Origin of the sequence: Serratia sp. 2880STDY5682894 (assembly GCF_001537385.1) — a bacterium.
GTDB classification, from domain to species: domain Bacteria; phylum Pseudomonadota; class Gammaproteobacteria; order Enterobacterales; family Enterobacteriaceae; genus Serratia; species Serratia nevei.
Window position 1 is genome coordinate 98016 of record NZ_FCJA01000012.1, and the last position, 19668, is coordinate 117683.

At 58.7% G+C, this 19668-nt stretch carries 15 protein-coding genes; 7 read left to right on the plus strand and 8 right to left on the minus strand.

All coding sequences use genetic code 11. The features are described from left to right. The first annotated feature begins 39 nt into the window (after window positions 1-39). Window positions 40-1701, plus strand: coding sequence for an AsmA family protein (locus tag AWX27_RS21980; RefSeq protein WP_060425012.1), 1662 nt, complete (start codon window positions 40-42; stop codon window positions 1699-1701). 38 nt (window positions 1702-1739) lie between these two features. Here AWX27_RS21980 and fabY read toward each other — a convergent pair whose 3' ends face one another. The 5 genes from fabY to typA form a co-directional block, all read right to left on the minus strand. Continuing rightward, window positions 1740-2687, minus strand: coding sequence for a fatty acid biosynthesis protein FabY (gene fabY, locus AWX27_RS21985; RefSeq protein ID WP_004931235.1), 948 nt, complete (start codon window positions 2685-2687; stop codon window positions 1740-1742). Between the two features lie 21 nt (window positions 2688-2708). Next, on the minus strand, window positions 2709-3146 hold the full coding sequence (dtd, locus tag AWX27_RS21990; protein ID WP_025304712.1) for a D-aminoacyl-tRNA deacylase: 438 nt from the start codon (window positions 3144-3146) through the stop codon (window positions 2709-2711). Beyond that, the gene (locus AWX27_RS21995; protein WP_049201866.1) at window positions 3143-4036 is read right to left on the minus strand and encodes a virulence factor BrkB family protein; all 894 of its coding nucleotides are present in this window, start codon (window positions 4034-4036) and stop codon (window positions 3143-3145) included. The genes dtd and AWX27_RS21995 overlap by 4 nt, the downstream gene beginning before the upstream one ends. Before the next feature lie 51 nt (window positions 4037-4087). Then, a complete protein-coding gene (yihX, locus tag AWX27_RS22000; RefSeq protein WP_060425015.1) occupies window positions 4088-4678 on the minus strand; it encodes a glucose-1-phosphatase in 591 nt (196 codons plus the stop codon). Between the two features lie 166 nt (window positions 4679-4844). Beyond that, window positions 4845-6668, minus strand: a complete 1824-nt coding sequence (typA, locus tag AWX27_RS22005; RefSeq protein ID WP_004931243.1) for a ribosome-dependent GTPase TypA — start codon at window positions 6666-6668, stop codon at window positions 4845-4847. A 370-nt stretch (window positions 6669-7038) separates the two neighbouring features. On the opposite strand from typA, the gene glnA reads away from it, so the two are divergent. From glnA to AWX27_RS25195, 4 genes are all read left to right on the plus strand, one after another. After that, on the plus strand, window positions 7039-8448 hold the full coding sequence (gene glnA, locus AWX27_RS22010) for a glutamate--ammonia ligase (RefSeq protein WP_019452181.1): 1410 nt from the start codon (window positions 7039-7041) through the stop codon (window positions 8446-8448). Between the two features lie 193 nt (window positions 8449-8641). Next, window positions 8642-9691, plus strand: a complete 1050-nt coding sequence (gene glnL / locus AWX27_RS22015) for a nitrogen regulation protein NR(II) (protein ID WP_004931246.1) — start codon at window positions 8642-8644, stop codon at window positions 9689-9691. A gap of 8 nt (window positions 9692-9699) precedes the next feature. After that, window positions 9700-11112 (plus strand): nitrogen regulation protein NR(I), encoded by a 1413-nt coding sequence (gene glnG, locus AWX27_RS22020; protein WP_015379452.1) that lies wholly within the window; start codon window positions 9700-9702, stop codon window positions 11110-11112. 112 nt (window positions 11113-11224) lie between these two features. Further along, on the plus strand, window positions 11225-11347 hold the full coding sequence (locus AWX27_RS25195) for a YshB family small membrane protein (RefSeq protein WP_015379453.1): 123 nt from the start codon (window positions 11225-11227) through the stop codon (window positions 11345-11347). Between the two features lie 34 nt (window positions 11348-11381). On the opposite strand, the gene hemN is transcribed toward AWX27_RS25195, so the two are convergent. Beyond that, a complete protein-coding gene (gene hemN, locus AWX27_RS22025; RefSeq protein WP_060425017.1) occupies window positions 11382-12755 on the minus strand; it encodes an oxygen-independent coproporphyrinogen III oxidase in 1374 nt (457 codons plus the stop codon). A 182-nt stretch (window positions 12756-12937) separates the two neighbouring features. Next, complete coding sequence (gene yihI / locus AWX27_RS22030; RefSeq protein ID WP_071890410.1) at window positions 12938-13477, minus strand: Der GTPase-activating protein YihI; 540 nt, start codon at window positions 13475-13477, stop codon at window positions 12938-12940. Between the two features lie 734 nt (window positions 13478-14211). On the opposite strand from yihI, the gene yihA reads away from it, so the two are divergent. After that, complete coding sequence (yihA, locus tag AWX27_RS22040) at window positions 14212-14856, plus strand: ribosome biogenesis GTP-binding protein YihA/YsxC (protein WP_019452177.1); 645 nt, start codon at window positions 14212-14214, stop codon at window positions 14854-14856. Between the two features lie 516 nt (window positions 14857-15372). Here the strand turns inward: yihA and polA are convergent. Then, window positions 15373-18171: a DNA polymerase I gene (gene polA, locus AWX27_RS22045; RefSeq protein ID WP_049270887.1), complete on the minus strand. Its 2799-nt coding sequence runs from the start codon at window positions 18169-18171 to the stop codon at window positions 15373-15375. Between the two features lie 497 nt (window positions 18172-18668). Between polA and AWX27_RS22050 the strand changes: the two genes are divergently transcribed. Then, on the plus strand, window positions 18669-19565 hold the full coding sequence (locus tag AWX27_RS22050) for an acyltransferase (RefSeq protein WP_015379457.1): 897 nt from the start codon (window positions 18669-18671) through the stop codon (window positions 19563-19565). The last annotated feature ends 103 nt before the right edge of the window (window positions 19566-19668 follow it).

Here is a 19668-nt window from a genome sequence, read left to right on the forward strand (position 1 = left end):
TAAACAGGGTATCTTTTTTGACCGATGCGGATGTAGACGATGAAATTTATCGGAAAGCTGTTGCTGACGTTGCTGCTGCTGATCGTGTTGGCGGTGGTGGTACTGTACCTGGTCGGGCAAACTCGCTGGGCAGCAGGCCGCCTGAGCGCCTGGATCAGCGACAACAGCGAATACCGCCTGTCGATAGGAAAAATCACCCATTCGTGGAGCCAGCCGGACCAGATCGCTCTGGAAGACGTGCAGCTGGCGCGCAACGGCCAGCCGCAGGCGCTGGTCGCCAAACGCGTCGATCTCGGCCTCAGCCTGCGCCAAATCACCGAACCGCGCTATTTCCACAGCGTTACGCTGCGCGACGGCACGCTGAACGTGCAGCCGCAGGCGGCGGCGCTGCCTGTACAGGCCGACGTGCTGCAGCTGAGCAACATGGCGTTGCAGTCCAACGATAGCGAGTGGCAGCTCAACGCGCAGCAGGTCACTGCCGGCATCACGCCGTGGCGCCCGCTGGCCGGCCATCTGCTGGGGGACAACAACCAGTTCCAGTTCAGCGCCGGTTCGATGACGCTGAACGGCATTCCCGCCTCGAAGGTGTTGGTGCAGGGGGAGCAAAAACAGGGCCAGCTGCTGTTGAACAACTTCGGCGCCAATCTGGCGCAGGGCGATCTGACCGGCGTGGCCAGCCGCGCGGCCGACGGCAGTTGGCAGGTGGATCGCCTGCGGCTGAGCGGCGTGCGCATGCAGACCCCGCTGACGCTGGCGGAATTCATGCAGCGCTTTACCACGCTGCCGCCGGTCACCCTCAAGCGTTTCGATCTGATCGACGCGCGCCTGGAAGGCAAGGCATGGGCGTTTAACGATCTCGATCTGTCGCTGCAAAACGTCAGCATCGAAAAAGGCGACTGGCGCAGCGAAGACGGCTCGCTCAACTTCAACGCCGGCGACGTGATCAACGGCAGTTTCCACCTGATCGACCCGATCGCCACCCTGCGGCTCTCTTCCGCCGGCATCGCCATTCAGCAATTCACCACCCGCTGGGAAGGCGGGCTGCTGCGCACCTCCGGCAACTGGCTGCGCGCCGGCAAACGCCTGCAGCTGGATGAAGTGGCCATGGCGGCGCTGGAGTACACCCTGCCGATCGACTGGCGCGAGCTGTGGCTGAAACCGCTGCCGGACTGGCTGGCGGAGGTGTACGTCACTAAACTGACCACCAACCGCAATCTGATCATCGATATCAACCCGGCATTCCCGTTCCAGATCACCGCGCTGGACGGCTACGGCAGCAACCTGCTGCTGGCGCGCGATCGCCAATGGGGCATCTGGTCCGGCTCGCTGAACCTGAACGGCAGCGAAGCGACCTTCAACAAGATAGACGTGCGGCGCCCTTCGCTGGCGCTGAACGCCGACGCCAATCAGATCGCCGTCACCGAGCTCAGCGCCTTTATGCCTAATGGGTTGCTTGAGGCCAAAGCGACCGTCGATCAGCTGCCGGGCAAGCCGTTCCAGCTGACGCTGCACGGCCGATCGGTACCGATCAACACTTTGCAGCAATGGGGATGGCAACCGGTGCCGCTGACGGGCGACGGCAACCTTGAGCTGCAGTTGAAAGGGCTGCTGAACAGCGATGGGCCGTTCAAAGCCTCGTTGAAGGGCAATCTGCAGGCCACCGCCGGCGACGGCCAAGCGGTGAACCAACAACTGCCGTAATGCACTGCGCGGCCCGCCCTCAGGGCAGGGCCGCCGCCTTATTCTTCCAGCGCTTCAGAACCGCCCTGATCCAACGGCACATCCGGCTCGGCCGGCAACACCATGTAGGTGCCTTCGAACACCGCGCCTTTATCCTCGTCGCCGAACAGATGTACTTCGGCGTGTACGCGCGCGCGGCGGCCGCGCGCCAGACGCGCCAAATCGCCGCTCAGCGAGCCGAGATCCGCCACCGCCCGCGGCCTGCCGGTGATCGGTTTGCTGTAGCGAATGTGCGCGTCCGCCAGAATGATGGTGCCGCCGAGATGGCGCTCGCGCAGCAGCAGCCAAATCAGCCCCCAGGCGGTCAGCGTCGCCAGCGAGAACAGGCTGCCGGCGAACAGCGTATGGTGTGGATTCTGGTTGCCGATCTCCGGCATGGTGGTGACGAAGCGCTGGCCGGTGTATTGGCTGATGCGCACGCCCATCTTTTCGCTCAGCGGGATATGTTCATACCAGGCCTGCTGCAGTTGGCCGCACCAGTCGGGGCGATGCAGGATATCGTCCAGCGTCGCTACCGGTTTGATCATCAAAAAGTGGCGGATCGGGGTGGTCTGCGGCGCAGTGATCTCCCCCTGATTGACGAACCCCAGCTTGGCGAAGAAGTCCACCGCGTCCTCACGAGCGCTACACACCACCCGCTTCACGCCCTCCTGCCGCGCAACGGACTCCAGCGTCATCGCCACCAGCGTCCCCAGCCCTTTATCCTGCAGAGTCGGGTCTACCGCCAGAAAACGGATCGCCGCCTCGTTGTCGGCATTGATGTACAGCCGCCCGATGGCGACGATTTTACCGGCCTCGTCCACCACCATTTGGTGATGGGCCATGGCGTCATAGGCATCCTTTTCCGAACCCACCGGCTGGTGCAGCGGCTTGCGCAGCATTTCCCAGCGAAACTGGTAATACTCCTTCAGTTCTTGCTCTGTTACGGGTACTCGTAGGTGATACATAGACGCCTGTTCTCCGAATGCTTAGACCTGTAGCCAGAATGTCACCGGACCATCGTTGACCAGCGCCACCTGCATGTCGGCGGCGAACTCGCCGGTCTGGGTCTCTACGCCGCGTTCGCGGCACTGGCCAACAAAATATTGATACAACCGATCGGCTTCCTGCGGCGCAGCACCGCGCGAGAAGCTGGGCCGCATGCCCTTTTGGGTGTCCGCCGCCAGGGTGAACTGCGAAACGACCAGCACGCTGCCCCCGGCCTGCTGGACGTTGAGATTCATCTTGTCGTTCTCGTCGCCGAAAATGCGGTATCCCAACACGCGTTCGCACAGGCGCTGCGCTTTTTGCTCGTTATCGCCCTGCTCCACGCCCAATAACACTAACAAACCGGGGCCAATCTTGCCTACCGTCTCGCCACCCACCGTGACGCTGGCGTTTAACACCCGTTGAATCAACGCAATCATTCCTGCTGCCCTTCTGGTTTCTGCTCCTGTTGCTCCGCCTTCTGCCGGCGGTAGTCGCGGTATTCGCCGATGGTCACGGTGATTTCCGCGCCGAGTAACACGATACACCAGCTCCAGTAGACCCACAGGAATAAAATCGGGATCACCGCCAGCACGCCGTAAATCAGCTGATAGGAGGGGAACATGGTGACGTACAGCGCGAATCCCTTCTTGCCCAGCTCGAACAGCAATCCGGCCACCACCGCGCCAATCAGCGCGTCTTTGGGCGGCACCCGCACCGTCGGCACGATGCAATACAGCAGCCAGAAGGAGATGCACGACAAAATCAGCGGGAAGATGCGCAGCACCTGATCCACCAAACCGTTGACGCCGGTCTGTGCCAGCCAGTTGAGCGACAGCAGGTAGGAGCTGATGGCCATGCTGGCACCCACCAGCAGCGGCCCCAGCGTCAGCACCATCCAGTACACGGCGAAGGAGAAGACGATCGGCCGCTTGTTCTTGCTGCGCCAGATGGTGTTCAGCACGCTGTCCACCGAGGAGATCAGCAGCAGCGCGGTGACGATCAGCCCGCAGGTGCCGACGGCGGTCATCTTGTTGGAGTTGGCGACGAACTGTTCCAGGTAGTTCTGTATGACGTTGCCGGCGGCCGGCACGAAATTGGAAAAGATGAAGCTCTTCAGCTGTTCGCTGATGTCGGAAAACATCGGGAAAGCGGCGAACAGCGCGAACACCACGGTGACCAGCGGCACCAGCGACAGCAGGGAAACATAGGCGAGATGGCCCGCCAACATCGTCAGGCCATCGTGATCGATACGCTGGTACAGCAACCGTCCGAAGGTGACGCCGGGCTTAATCGCAGAGGGCAGCTTCTTGCGGCGGAAAAACGACATGGTCACTCCTTGATGTCAGTTGATACGCCTTAAGCTTAACGCGCCCTGCGCTCATTGGGCAAAATAGGCCGGCACCACGTCGCGATCGGTGACGTGCACCGTCTTGATCCCCAGCGCCTGCGCGGCGAGGACGTTCGCCGGGTGATCGTCGAAGAACACCGCGTCGGCGGCGGCGGTGTTTTCCGCAGCCAGCACATGTTGATAGATATCGGCCTCCGGCTTGCGCATGCCGAGATCTTGCGACAGATAAAGATGATCGGCGGCGGCGGCCACTTCAGGATAGTGCTGCGGCCAGTAGTTGCAGTGCAGACGGTTGGTGTTCGACAGCACCACCACCCGGTGACCCTCGTTGCGCAGGCGCTGCATGATGTCGATCACTTCCGGGCGCAGCGCGACAAATACCGCCTGCCAGCCGGTGGCGAATTGCTCGAAGCTGAGCGCGATGCCCATTTCATCGCACAGCTTGCCGGCGAAGTCTTCGTCGCTGATTTCACCGCGTTCATGTTGCTGGAATACCTCACCCATGGTGAAACGATCGGACAGCACCGCCAACGGCGTGCCGCTCAAATTGCTCCACACGCCCAGCACACGCTTGAAATCGATATCGACGATCACATTACCTAAATCAAAGATATACAGCATAGTCCTCTCCTGATGGGCCGGTGAGATTTCACTGTAGCGGGAAAAGGAACAGCTGAACAGGGAGCGAACGGAAAAGCGCATAGCGCGCCGCACAAACGGGGAACAACAGAGGAAAAAACTCAGGGCGCGAGAACCGCGCCCTAAGCATGAGACACTCAATCAGCGATTAAGCGTCTTTAGGACCGCGGCTGGCACGCTTACGATCGTTTTCCGTCAGGTGACGCTTACGGATACGGATCGAGGTTGGCGTCACTTCTACCAGTTCGTCGTCATCGATGAACTCCAGAGCTTGCTCCAGGGTCATTTTGATGGCCGGAACCAGGGTAGTCGCTTCGTCAGTACCGGAAGCACGCATGTTGGTCAGCTTCTTACCGGTCAGGCAGTTTACGGTCAGGTCGTTAGAGCGTGAGTGAATACCGATGATCTGGCCTTCATACACTTCTGCACCGTGGCCCAGGAACAGCTTGCCGCGATCCTGCAGGCCGAACAGCGCGAACGCTACCGCTTTGCCCTGGCCGTTGGAGATCAGCACGCCGTTCTGACGCTGGCCCACTTCGCCCGGACGCACGTCGTCGTAGTGGCTGAAGGTGGAATACAGCAGGCCGGTACCCGAAGTCATGGTCATGAATTCGTTACGGAAGCCGATCAGACCGCGGCTTGGGATCACGTAGTCGAGACGCACGCGGCCCTTACCGTCCGGATCCATGTTTTTCAGGTCGGCTTTACGCTCACCCATCGCCTGCATCACGGAACCCTGATGCTGCTCTTCGATATCCAGCGTTACGTTCTCGAATGGCTCCTGCTTGCGGCCATCGATTTCACGGAAGATAACTTTCGGACGGGAAACCGCCAGCTCGAAACCTTCGCGACGCATGTTTTCGATCAGCACCGACAGGTGCAGTTCGCCACGGCCGGATACGCGGAAGGCGTCCGCATCGTCGGTTTCTTCAACGCGCAGCGCTACGTTGTGTACCAGCTCTTTATTCAGACGGTCAAGGATCTGACGCGACGTTACGTACTTACCTTCTTTACCGCAGAACGGCGAGGTGTTGACGTTGAAGAACATGGTTACGGTCGGCTCGTCGACGGACAGCGCCGGCAGCGCTTCTACGGCATTGGTGTCGCAGATGGTGTCGGAGATGTTCAGCTCGCCCAGGCCGGTGATGGCGATGATGTCGCCCGCTTCCGCCAGGGTGCTGTCGATACGCTCCAGACCCAGGTGGCCCAGCACTTTGCCCACTTTACCGTTGCGAGTTTTACCTTCGCTGTCGATGATGGTGACCTGCTGGTTCGGCTTCACTTTACCGCGCTTGATGCGGCCGATGCCGATAACGCCCAGGTAGTTGTTGTAGTCCAACTGGGAGATCTGCATCTGGAATGGCGCTTCCAGCTCAACCTGCGGCGCAGACACGTGGTCGACGATCGCCTGATACAGCGGGGTCATGTCTTCCGCCATGTCGGTGTGGTCGACGCCGGCGATGCCGTTCAGCGCAGAAGCGTAGATGATCGGGAAGTCGAGCTGCTCGTCGGTCGCGTCGAGGTTCACGAACAGATCGAACACCTGATCCACAACCCAGTCAGGGCGCGCGCCAGGACGGTCAACCTTGTTGATGACCACGATCGGCTTCAGACCGTTGGCGAAGGCCTTCTTGGTCACGAAGCGGGTTTGCGGCATAGGGCCATCCATTGCATCCACAACCAGCAGCACCGAGTCAACCATCGACATCACGCGTTCTACCTCGCCGCCGAAGTCGGCGTGTCCTGGGGTATCCACGATGTTGATACGGTAACCGTTCCAATTAATGGCGGTGTTTTTTGCGAGGATGGTAATCCCACGCTCTTTCTCCAAATCGTTGGAGTCCATTACGCGTTCGGTCGCTTCCGCACGCTCTCCGAAAGTACCGGATTGTTGCAGCAGCTTATCAACCAGGGTGGTTTTACCATGGTCAACGTGGGCAATAATGGCGATGTTACGCAAATTTTCGATCACAGCTTTGCCTCGGGCATTAGAAATAGCGCGCTATTGTACACGTATTAAGCGAGGGACTAAACAAGATCACAACCATCTCTTATAAACAACCGCGTACCGGTCAGTTTGTGATCCCTTTCACGGTGCAAAAAGCCGCAATCGTTGCACTTTTGCACCATTTCGGTGCCCGCGCCCACCCTTATTGCACCATAACAATGCAATTTATCGTTGATGGTGCATACTGTGGCTGGGTAAAACCCGCGCAGAGAGGCGATAAAAGCCTTTTCTAAAAGTTGGCACGCTTTTCGCTTTAGTCTTTTCAAGGCGAAAAAAAGCCAGTTCCACAGATTCGTTCCACGACGACGACAATGATAAACCGGGAGAGTTAAGTATGTCCGCTGAACACGTTTTGACGATGCTGAATGAGCATGAAGTGAAATTCGTAGACCTGCGTTTCACTGACACCAAGGGTAAGGAACAGCACGTGACTATCCCTGCTCACCAGGTAAACGCCGACTTCTTCGAAGAAGGTAAAATGTTTGACGGCTCCTCTATCGGTGGTTGGAAGGGTATCAACGAATCTGACATGGTGCTGATGCCGGACGCCAGCACGGCGGTTCTGGATCCGTTCTTCGAAGAACCTACGCTGATCATTCGCTGCGACATTCTCGAGCCGGGCACCATGCAAGGCTACGATCGCGACCCGCGCTCCATCTCCAAACGCGCCGAAGACTTCCTGCGCTCCTCCGGCATCGCGGATACCGTGCTGTTCGGGCCAGAGCCTGAGTTCTTCCTGTTCGACGACATCCGCTTCGGCAGCAGCATCCGCGGTTCCCACGTGGCCATCGACGACATCGAAGGCGCCTGGAACTCCGGTACAAAATACGACGGCGGCAACAAAGGCCACCGTCCGGCGGTGAAAGGCGGTTACTTCCCGGTTCCACCGGTCGACTCTTCGCAGGATCTGCGTTCCACCATGTGTCTGACCATGGAAGAGATGGGCCTGGTGGTTGAAGCGCACCACCACGAAGTGGCAACCGCCGGTCAGAACGAAGTGGCAACCCGCTTCAACACCATGACCAAGAAAGCCGACGAAATTCAGATCTACAAATACGTGGTGCACAACGTGGCGCACGCCTTCGGCAAAACCGCGACCTTCATGCCGAAGCCTATGTTCGGCGACAACGGTTCCGGCATGCACTGCCACATGTCGCTGTCCAAGAACGGCACCAACCTGTTCGCCGGCGACAAATACGGCGGCCTGTCTGAAACCGCGCTGTTCTACATCGGCGGCATCATCAAGCACGCCAAAGCGATCAACGCCCTGGCCAACCCGACCACCAACTCGTACAAGCGTCTGGTGCCAGGCTACGAAGCGCCGGTGATGCTGGCTTACTCCGCCCGTAACCGCTCCGCGTCCATCCGTATCCCGGTGGTCTCCAGCCCGAAAGCGCGCCGCATCGAAGCCCGCTTCCCGGATCCGGCGGCTAACCCATACCTGTGCTTCGCCGCGCTGCTGATGGCCGGCCTGGACGGCATCATCAACAAGATCCACCCTGGCGACGCCATGGACAAAAACCTGTACGACCTGCCGCCGGAAGAAGAAGCCGAGATCCCAAAAGTGGCCGGCTCGCTGGACGAAGCAATGGCCGCACTGAACGAAGACCGCGAGTTCCTGACCCGCGGCGGCGTGTTCACCGACGATGCGATCGATGCCTACATCGAACTGCGCAAAGAAGAGATGGACCGCGTTCGCATGACGCCACACCCGGTTGAGTTCGAACTGTACTACAGCGTCTAAGCCCTACCCGCGCCGTCTGCACAGGCGGGCGGCGCCCACATTTTTGTTATCGCTTTTTTGTTGCCGTGGAAACTTTCAGCCCATCTTCGGATGGGTTTTTTTCTCCACCGTATTTTCTGCAAAACTATTCCATACCGCGCCGATCCCGGATGGAGTAGGATAGATGCACTAAAAAGGTGCAGGAGTCTGCTGTATGGCAACTGGCAAGCTGCCCGATGCTGGGCAGATCCTCAATTCACTCATCAACAGCATCCTGCTGTTGGATGACTCACTGGCGGTTCACTACGCCAACCCGGCGGCACAGCAGCTGCTGGCGCAAAGCTCCCGCAAGCTGTTCGGCACGCCGCTGCCCGATTTGCTCGGTTATTTTTCGCTGAACGTCTCTTTGATGCGCGAAAGCCTGCGCGCCGGTCAGGGCTTCACCGACAACGAAGTGACCCTGGTGGTCGACGGCCGCGCGCATATCCTTTCCCTGACCGCTCAGGCGCTGCCGGAAGGCTATATCCTGGTCGAGCTGGCGCCGATGGACAATCAGCGCCGCCTGAGCCAGGAACAGCTGCAGCATGCCCAACAGGTGGCGGCTCGCGATCTGGTGCGCGGTTTGGCGCACGAGATTAAGAATCCGCTGGGCGGCCTGCGCGGCGCAGCGCAGCTGCTGGCCAAGGCGCTGCCCGATCCGGCGCTGACCGAATACACCAAGGTGATCATTGAGCAGGCCGATCGGCTGCGCAATCTGGTGGATCGCCTGCTCGGCCCACAGCGGCCCGGCCAGCACATTACCCAGAGCATTCATCAGGTCGCGGAGCGCGTCTGCCAGCTGGTGTCGCTGGAAATGCCGGATAACGTCACGCTGGTGCGCGACTACGATCCGAGCCTGCCGGAAATGGCCCACGACCCGGATCAGATTGAACAGGTGCTGCTGAACATCACCCGCAACGCGCTGCAGGCGCTGGGCGAGGCGGGCGGCACCATCACGCTGCGCACCCGCACCGCGTTTCAGATTACGTTGCACGGCACCCGCTACCGCCTGGCGGCGCGCATCGACGTCGAAGACGACGGCCCCGGCGTACCGGCGCAGCTGCAGGACACGCTGTTCTACCCGATGGTCAGCGGCCGTGAAGGCGGTACCGGCCTGGGATTATCCATCGCCCGCAATCTTATCGATCAGCATTGCGGAAAAATTGAATTCAACAGTTGGCCAGGTCATACCGAATTCTCGGTCTACCTGCCCATTCGTCAGTGAGGTTTGCTATGCAACGAGGGATAGTCTGGATCGTCGATGACGATAGCTCCATCCGCTGGGTGCTTGAGCGTGCGCTCACCGGCGCGGGCCTGAGCTGCGCCACCTTCGAAGGCGGCAATGACGTGCTGGAAGCCTTGGCCACGCAAACCCCCGACGTGCTGCTGTCCGATATCCGCATGCCGGGTATAGACGGCCTGGCGCTGCTCAAGCAGATCAAACAGCGCCATCCGATGCTGCCGGTGATCATCATGACCGCGCATTCGGATTTGGACGCCGCCGTCAGCGCCTATCAGCAAGGGGCCTTCGACTACCTGCCGAAGCCGTTCGACATCGACGAAGCGGTGGCGCTGGTCGAGCGCGCCATCAGCCATTATCAGGAGCAGCAGCAGCCGGTGCGCAGCCAGCCGGCCAGCGATCCGGCGGCGGACATCATCGGCGAAGCGCCAGCGATGCAGGACGTGTTTCGCATCATCGGCCGGCTGTCGCGTTCGTCGATCAGCGTGTTGATCAACGGCGAATCCGGCACCGGCAAGGAGCTGGTGGCGCATGCGCTGCACCGCCACAGCCCGCGCGCCAAGTCGCCGTTCATCGCCCTGAACATGGCCGCCATCCCCAAGGATCTGATCGAGTCCGAGCTGTTCGGCCACGAGAAAGGCGCCTTCACCGGCGCTAACCAAATCCGTCAGGGCCGCTTTGAACAGGCCGACGGCGGTACACTGTTCCTCGACGAGATCGGCGATATGCCGCTCGACGTGCAAACGCGCCTGCTGCGGGTGCTGGCGGACGGCCAGTTCTACCGGGTCGGCGGCTATGCGCCGGTGAAGGTCGACGTGCGCATCATCGCCGCCACGCACCAGAACCTGGAGCTGCGGGTGCAGGAAGGCAAGTTCCGCGAGGATCTGTTCCACCGCCTGAACGTGATCCGCGTACACCTGCCGCCGCTGCGCGAGCGCCGTGAAGACATCCCGCGGCTGGCGCGCCACTTCCTGCAGATCGCCGCCAAAGAGTTAGGCGTCGAAGCCAAGAACCTGCACCCGGAAACCGAAACCGCGCTGACCCGCCTGCCCTGGCCGGGCAACGTGCGCCAGCTGGAGAACACCTGCCGCTGGCTGACGGTGATGGCCGCCGGGCAGGAAGTGCTGATCCAGGATCTGCCGGGTGAGCTGTTCGAAACCGCCGCGCCGGAAAGCCCCAGCCACAGTCTGCCGGACAGCTGGGCCACGCTGCTGGCGCAGTGGGCCGATCGCGCGCTGCGTTCCGGTCATCAAAACCTGCTGTCGGAAGCGCAGCCGGAAATGGAGCGCACGCTGCTCACCACCGCGCTGCGCCACACTCAGGGGCACAAACAGGAAGCCGCGCGCCTGCTGGGCTGGGGGCGCAATACCCTGACCCGCAAGCTCAAAGAGCTGGGCATGGAATAGGAGCAGGATGGATGATGAAAAACGCAGTCCGGCGCACAAAAAAACGCCAATCGCAGGCTTTACAGCCGGTGCGGGCGCAGTATGATCGTGTCGCACACTCTGGAGGTTGACGATGCTGGACTCATTCATCGTATTCATTTCTCAGGGCGCGGAGCTGGGCTCCGCTGCCAGTCACACCCCGCAGGCGGCGGTTGCCGCGGTGTTGTGCGCCGCGCTGATTAACTTCTTCAGTTAAAAAAACAGCCGCATCAGCGGCTGTTTTTTCATCCTCAAATCACCCGTGAGAATTGCTGGCTGCGCGCCTGTTGCCGCAGATAGCGGTCAAAACACATGCAGATATTGCGGATCAGCAAGCGCCCGCGCGGCGTGACGCGGATGCCCTGCTCGTCCCGCTCCACCAGCCCATCGCGTTCAAACGGCGCCAGCAGCTGCAAGTCTTCGGCGAAGTAAGCGGTAAAGTCGATGCCGTATTGCCGTTCGAGCGGCTGATACGCCAACCGGAAATTGCAGATCAGGGTTTTGATCAGATCGCGCCGCAGGCAATCGTCGTCCGTCAACGCCAGCCCGCGCCACAGCGCATTACCCTGCGCCTGTACGCTGTCATAGTAATGCTTCAGCTCTTTCTGGTTCTGCGCATAGCTGTCGCCTAGCATGCTGATGGCCGACACGCCCAGCCCCAGCAGATCGCTGTCGCCCTGGGTGGTGTAGCCCTGGAAATTGCGGTGCAGCTTGCCTTCGCGTTGGGCGATTGCCAGCTCGTCGTCCGGGCGCGCAAAGTGATCCATGCCGATGAACTGATAGCCGGTGCCGGTCAAGAAAGCGATGCTCTGCTGCAGGATATCCAGCTTCTGCTGCGCGCCCGGCAGATCGGCGTCTTTGATTTTGCGCTGGGCAGCGAACAAGTTCGGCATATGCGCGTAGTTGAACACGCTGAGGCGATCGGGATTCAGCTCAGCCACCCGCTGCAGCGTGAAAGCGAAGCTTTCCGGCGTCTGTTTCGGCAGGCCGTAGATCAGATCGATATTGGTCGAGCGGAAGCCCAGCGCTTTAGCCCGCTCAATCAGGGCGAAGATAAAGGCCTCATCCTGCTCGCGGTTGACCAGCTGCTGCACCTGCTTGTCGAAATCCTGCACCCCCATGCTCAGACGGTTAAAGCCTTCTGCGCGTAAATGATCGAGCACATCCAGCTCTATCTCGCGCGGATCAACCTCGATCGACATCTCCGCATCGGGCAGGAAATCAAAGTGTTCGCGCAGCAACGCCACCAGCCGGCTGATTTGCGCTTTATCCAGATAGGTCGGCGTACCGCCGCCCCAGTGCATCTGGCCGACCTTACGGCCGGCGAACAGCGGCGCACGGCTGGCGATCTCTTGCGCCAAAACGTTCAGGTATTCGTCGGCCTTGTGCGTCTGGCGCGTCACCAGCTTGTTGCAGCCGCAGAAGTAGCACAGCTTATGGCAGAAAGGGATATGCACGTACAGCGACAGCGGCCGCTCAGGGTAGCGCGCAGCGGCGCGTTGAAACGCCGCTTCGTCGTAGCGCTGGTTAAACTCCAGCGCCGTGGGGTATGAGGTATAACGCGGCCCTGAGTAGTTATATTTTTGGATCAGGGCCAAATCCCAGACAATCGTCTGCTCTGACATGCTCACTCCTTCCGATATCTTTTTCTACCGGGCCGGGAGAGGGGCGGTTGTCTGCGCTGTCTGGCCACGGAAGCGCTGCGAAAACGCGCTTTGCGCTTAGACAGCCGCCATAGTTTACCGAATAACCACAGCAGATAACACATCAAGAGTAGGGCTATTGTCGGGATTAGCCACATAGCGCGTTAAAAGGCGTCTTTCGGATTGCCGCCTTTCAGCAGCTTCAGAATATCTTCCTGCTTCTCTTCTTCTTCGTCGTCGTCTTCGCCCAGTTCGATGCCCAGCACGTCCATCAGCACATCGATGCGATCCAGCGTCTTGTCGACATACGCTTGCTCTTCCGCGTTCAGCGTTTCGCCGTCGTCGATGCGATCCAGCAGCGCGTTCAGGCGCTCGTCATTTTCCAGCTTCGCCAGCTCTTCTTCCGGCGACAGGCGCGGTTTCGCTTCGGCCTTTGGTTTCGGCTGCGGTTTGGCCTTCACTTTGGTCTCGTCGACCACCAGCGCAACCGGCACTTTACTGCCGATACGCGGATCTTTGGCTGCCGCCGCCGATTTGTTTTTCTGGCTGCCGGACTCGACCTGGGTGCGCGAACCGGAAGCGAGGCCACGGCGCTTTTTCAGGCGTTTGCGCTCGCGCGCTTCCTGATCGAGCTCCATACGGCTTTTCTTTTTCGTTTTTGACTTCGCCGCGCTGCCGCGAGGTGCTTTTGATGGCTGGTTCATAGCGTGTGCTCTTAGGTATGTAGATTCAGTATAGAATTGCGGCGGAATCTAGCAGAAAGCGGACAAAGAAAAAAGGCGGCAGGTTAAACCTGCCGCCTATTTCGCACCTTCTCGCGAAGGGTATTCCTGTTACGCGCTCCTTGCGTACATGCAACATCCCGGTTTTTCCCTCTGCTATAACCGCATTCCCTGCCACTACGTCCTTCATCCTGAAAGAAAAATCGTCCATGGCGCAATCCATTCGCATCCGCTCTTCCCGAGCGCGCTTCCTGCGGGCATCCAAATTGCCAATACTTCACCATCCGATGTGCCTGCCGCCTATTCCGGTGCGAAAGGGTCACTTCCTTTTGCGTTCATCCTGGCACTCATTGCACGCCCTGTGCGTTCCCTGAGATTTGTCATCCTTCCCGGATGTTCCCTAATCCTGCGCAACCCTGCGTTAACGACTACTTTACGTTATTGTTGCGAAGGCTCAAGGCACCTGACGCCGATTTGGATGACATTTCCCTACAACGAAAAAACAACATGTTGTTTTTAAAATAAAAACAGAAATATCACTTTCGAATAAAGCGACATTACCCGCGATTCGAATGGCAAATGTCTCACAACCTACGCGCGGCATAACTGTCGTTTTATCGCGCCTCGCCGCTTAAAAACCGAGAAACACGCCATTTTTACCGCTGATGCAGTTATAATCGCCAACCAGTTAGCCATCCTCACGGAGACGAAAAATTTTGACCAGCAAGAACTACAACTATCATGTGACCCATTTCGTCACCAGCGCACCCGATATTCGCCATCTGCCGGGGGATGCAGGAATTGAAGTCGCCTTTGCCGGCCGTTCCAACGCCGGGAAATCCAGCGCGCTGAATACCCTGACCAACCAAAAAAGCCTGGCGCGCACCAGTAAGACGCCGGGGCGCACCCAGCTGATCAACCTGTTCGAAGTGGAAGACGGCATCCGCCTGGTCGACCTGCCGGGTTACGGCTACGCCGAAGTGCCGGAAGAGATGAAGCGCAAATGGCAGCGCGCGCTGGGCGAATACCTGCAGATGCGCAACAGCCTGAAGGGCCTGGTGGTGCTGATGGATATCCGCCATCCGCTGAAAGATCTCGACCAGCAGATGATCCAGTGGGCGGTCGACGTCGGCACCCCGGTGCTGGTGCTGCTGACCAAGGCCGACAAACTGGCCTCCGGCGCACGCAAGGCGCAGCTCAATATGGTGCGTGAAGCGGTGCTGCCGTTTATGGGGGATATCCAGGTTGAAGCCTTCTCGTCGCTGAAGAAGATCGGCGTCGACAAGCTGCGCCAGAAGCTGGATACCTGGTTTAACGAGATCCCGCCGGAAGTGCTGCCGGAAGACGAAGCCGGCGAATAAGCCCAGGCTGAACGCCAGAGCCGATGCCTCACCGCATCGGCTTTTTTATGCCCGCAGTTCAGCCACAGGCGGGATTTTTTGTTATCTAATTACAGTTCTGAAATAAAGCCATCATAAAAACTTATCGCCAGGGCAGGCTGATCTCACCAAATCACGGCGTTGAGGGAGCGGAAGCGGGAACGAAAAGCGGTGCGAAGAGATAGGAAAAACGTATGGCTTGCTGCTGTTTTTACAATAAAAAACGCCCCAGTCAATACTGACTGGGGCGGCTAAATATTCAGCCAAATCCGATTACGTGAAGTAAAAGGTCTGAAAGATAGAACATCTTACCTCTGTACCCTACGCCTGTAACTCTACATCATTTTTTCACAGGGCAAAAGAATTTTTTGTAGTTTACTTACACAATTTGCGGCGCAAGAACGGCGAAGTTGGGGAAACTATCGCCGCATCTTGTAGCTTAATTACGAAAAATGCTTAGGTTCTCGCCAGTTAGCACATCCGGCGATAAACCGGCGATCAGTGCGCCTCATCCCAGTTCATGCCGACGCCCACGTCGACCTTCAACGGCACCGCCAGCGTCATGCTGCCCTCCATCAATTGGCGGATACGTTGGCTGGCTTCTTCGATCACCGACTCGTGCACCTCAAACACCAATTCATCGTGCACCTGCATGATCGCGCGCACCAGCGGCTTCTCCTGCCCTTGCAGCCAGGCGTCGACCTCGATCATCGCACGCTTGATAATATCGGCCGCCGTGCCCTGCATCGGGGCGTTGATGGCGGCACGCTCGGCCGCCTTGCGGCGCATGGCGTTGCTGGAGCGGACGTCCGGCAGATACAGGCGGCGCCCATCCAGCGTGCTGACATAGCCCTGTTCGGAAGCCTGCTGGCGGGTACGCTCCATGTAGTCCAGCACGCCCGGGTAACGCTCGAAGTACAGATCCATATAGCGCTGGGCTTCCCCACGCGGGATCCCCAGCTGACGCGCCAGGCCGAAGGCGCTCATGCCGTAAATCAGACCGAAGTTAATCGCCTTGGCGCTGCGGCGCTGTTCGCCGGTCACTTTATCCAACGGCACGCCGAAGACTTCCGACGCCGTGGCGCGGTGAATGTCTTTCCCTTCGGCGAAGGCCTTCAGCAGCCCTTCATCCTGTGACAGATGCGCCATGATGCGCAGCTCGATCTGCGAGTAGTCGGCCGCGACGATGCGGTAACCTTCCGGCGCGATAAAGGCCTGGCGAATGCGTCGCCCTTCGTCGTTGCGCACCGGGATGTTCTGCAGGTTCGGATCGCTCGAGGAGAGACGCCCGGTGGCGGTCACCGCCTGATGATACGAAGTATGCACCCGGCCGCTGACCGGATTGATCATCAGCGGCAGCTTGTCGGTATAGGTGGTCTTCAGCTTCGCCAGGCCGCGGTATTCCAGGATCACCTTCGGCAGCGGGTAGTCCAGCGCCAGCTCGGCCAGCACTTCTTCGTTAGTGGAGGGCGCCCCGCCCGGGGTTTTCTTCAGCACCGGCAGCTTTTGTTTTTCGTACAAGATAGCCTGCAGCTGCTTGGTCGACGCCAGGTTGAACGGCTCTTCCGCCAGCTCATGGGCCTGCGCCTCCAGTTCCGCCAGACGCTTGGCCAGCTCCTGGGAGTGGGCCGACAAAATGGCCGGATCGATCAGCACCCCGGTGCGTTCAATATGCGAGAGCACCGGCAGCAGCGGCATTTCAATCTCGTTGAACACCGTCAGCAGCTCTGCGCTCTGCTTCAGCTGCGGCCACATCGCCAGGTGCAGCTGCAGCGTGACATCCGCGTCTTCGGCAGCGTAAGGCGCCGCCTGCTCCAGGGCGATCTGGTTGAACGTCAGCTGGTTCTTGCCCTTGCCGGCGATTTCTTCGAAGGTGATGGTTTTGTGGCCCAGATAACGATCGGCCAGACTGTCCATATCATGACGGCCGCCGACGCTGTCCAGCACATAGGACTCCAGCATGGTGTCGTAGGCGATACCGCGCATCTCAATGCCGTAGCGCGCCAGCAGGCTCATATCGAACTTCAGGTTTTGCCCGACCTTCAGCGCTTTATCGTCCTCCAGCAGCGGCTTGAGCGCTTCCAGCACGTAGGCGCGATCCAGCTGTGGCGGGGCATCCAGATAATCGTGCGCCACCGGCAAATAAGCCGCTTCGCCCGGTGCGATCGCGAAGGACAGGCCGATCAGGTTGGCGGTCAGGGTATCCAGGCCGTCGGTTTCGGTATCGAAGGCAAACACGTCGGCCTTTTTCAGCCGCGCCAGCCAGTCGGTAAAGGTCGCTTCATCCAGGATAGTGACATACCCCTCCTGGGACAGCTTGGCCTCCGCCAGCGCCTTCGGCGCTTCCGCCGCGGCGGCCGGTTTGGCGGCGCCGGCAGCTTTCGCACCCGCGCCTTTCTTGTTTTCCAGCCATACGCCGGCTTCCACGTCCGCCAACCAGCGTTTGAACTCGTACTGTTTGAACAGCTGTTGCAGCGTATCGACATCCGGCTCGGACACCGTCAGCTCAGCGCAGGTCAGATCCAGCTCGACGTCGGTTTTGATCGTCGCCAGCTTATAGGAGAGATACGCGACCTCTTTATTCTGCTCCAGCTTGGCCGCCATGGTTTTGGCACCGCGGAAGCTCAGCGTGGCGATGCTCTCCAGATTGCCGTACAAGGCATCCAGCCCACCGATGCCCTGCAGCAACGCCTGGGCGGTTTTCTCGCCCACGCCCGGCACGCCGGGAATGTTGTCCGATGAATCGCCCATCAACGCCAGGAAGTCGATGATCAGCTCCGGTGGAATACCGTACTTGTCGCACACTTCCTGCGGGCCGAGGATCGTGTTGTTCATGGTGTTGATCAGGGTGACGTTCGGTGTCACCAGCTGCGCCATGTCTTTGTCGCCGGTGCTGATCAGCACCGCGTGGCCGGCCTTTTCGGCCTCCAGCGCCAGCGTACCGATAACGTCGTCCGCCTCAACGCCGGGCGTCACCAGCAGCGGCAGGCCCATCGCCTTGACCATGCTGTGCAACGGCTCGATCTGCGCTCGCAGATCGTCCGGCATCGGCGGCCGGTGCGACTTGTATTCGGCGAACAGCTCATCGCGGAAAGTCTTCCCTTTGGCATCAAACACCACGGCAACGTGGCTCGGTTGATACTGCAGCAACAGGCTGCGCAGCATATTCAGCACGCCGTACATCGCGCCGGTCGGCTCGCCCGCCGAGTTGGTCAGCGGCGGGAAGGCGTGATAAGCGCGGTAGAGGTAGGAGGAACCGTCAACCAGGATTAGTGGGTTTTCTGCAATCTGGGCCATAGCGTTTCTTTATCGTGATCGGACATAGGGGTAAGCATGCCATAGCTGGCCGCCGGAGACGAACCTTAGCGTGCATTACGGACGAAAATGATGTGATGGGGCGTGAGGATCCGCAAGATCTTACCTGTGGATAACTTTGTGCATAGAAAAGAGACCGAATTATAACGCTCCGATTATCGTTATAACGGCGAATAAAATTCCTATTTAAATCACCGCGTTAAAAGAACGAATTCCGGCGACGCTTTATTACTGGCTTTTATTGGATTTGTGGATATAACTTTCGCCGGATTTTAATCGCACTATTAATCAAATTCGGCGCCTCAATTACCCTAGCACAAGCTGGGAAAGTTGCACGAAAACTCAGCAAATGGTTATCCGATGAGACGAAAAACAGTCATTTTTAGCGGCGCTTTACCCCGGCGATTTCTGTTAAAATATGTTTTTGTTCATGCGCTTCGGCATGCAACGATGTTCTCAACAACCGTCAGCCCATAACCATGCCAAGATTGTTAACGCCTGTTATCTTTATCATTTCCGTCATACTCACGATTCTGGTGACGGTGTTGTGCTCCATCCCCATCACGCTGGCCGGCATCGTGAAACTCCTGGTGCCCATTCCCGCCGTTTGGCGATATATCTCGGCTTTTGCCGATTTCATGATGTGGTGCTGGTGTCAGGGGCTGGCGCTGTTATTGCGCATTAACGGGCAATTACGTTGGGATATTGAAGGGCTGGAGGGGCTGGATCGAAAAAACTGGTATCTGCTGATCAGCAACCACGAAAGTTGGTCGGACATTGTCGTATTGTGCGTGCTGTTCAGAAATCATATTCCAATGAATAAGTACTTCCTCAAGCAACAGTTAGCCTGGGTGCCTTTTGTCGGTCTGGCCTGTTGGGCGCTGGACATGCCATTCATGAAGCGTTACTCCCGCGCCTATTTACTCAAGCATCCGGAGAAACGCGGCAAGGATATCGAAACGACGCGCCGTTCCTGCGAAAAATTCCGTCAGCGTCCAACCACCATCGTCAATTTCGTCGAGGGTTCGCGCTTCACGGAAGCCAAGAAAATTAAAAGCAATTCGCCGTATCGCAATTTGCTGGCGCCCAAAGCCGCCGGCATTGCGTTTACGCTCAGCGCACTGGGCAATCAGTTCGACAAAGTGTTGAACGTTACCCTGCTCTATCCGGAAAATAACCAACGGCCCTTTATGGATATGCTGTGTGGGCGGCTGACGCGTATCGTGGTAAGAATAGAAACGCTGCCGATCGATGAAACCCTGCACGGGGACTACTTCAACGACAAACAGTTCAAGCGGCGCTTCCAGCTGTGGCTGAATACGCTGTGGCAGGAAAAAGATCGGTTGCTGGATAAATTGAAGCGGCAATACGGGTAAAAAAAACGCCGGCAATGCCGTAATGCTTGTCAGTTAAGCTTTTGAGGAAGCCGCAACGTATAACGTTGCGGCTTCTTTTTTACTGCCCGCGGGTAATGCCTTT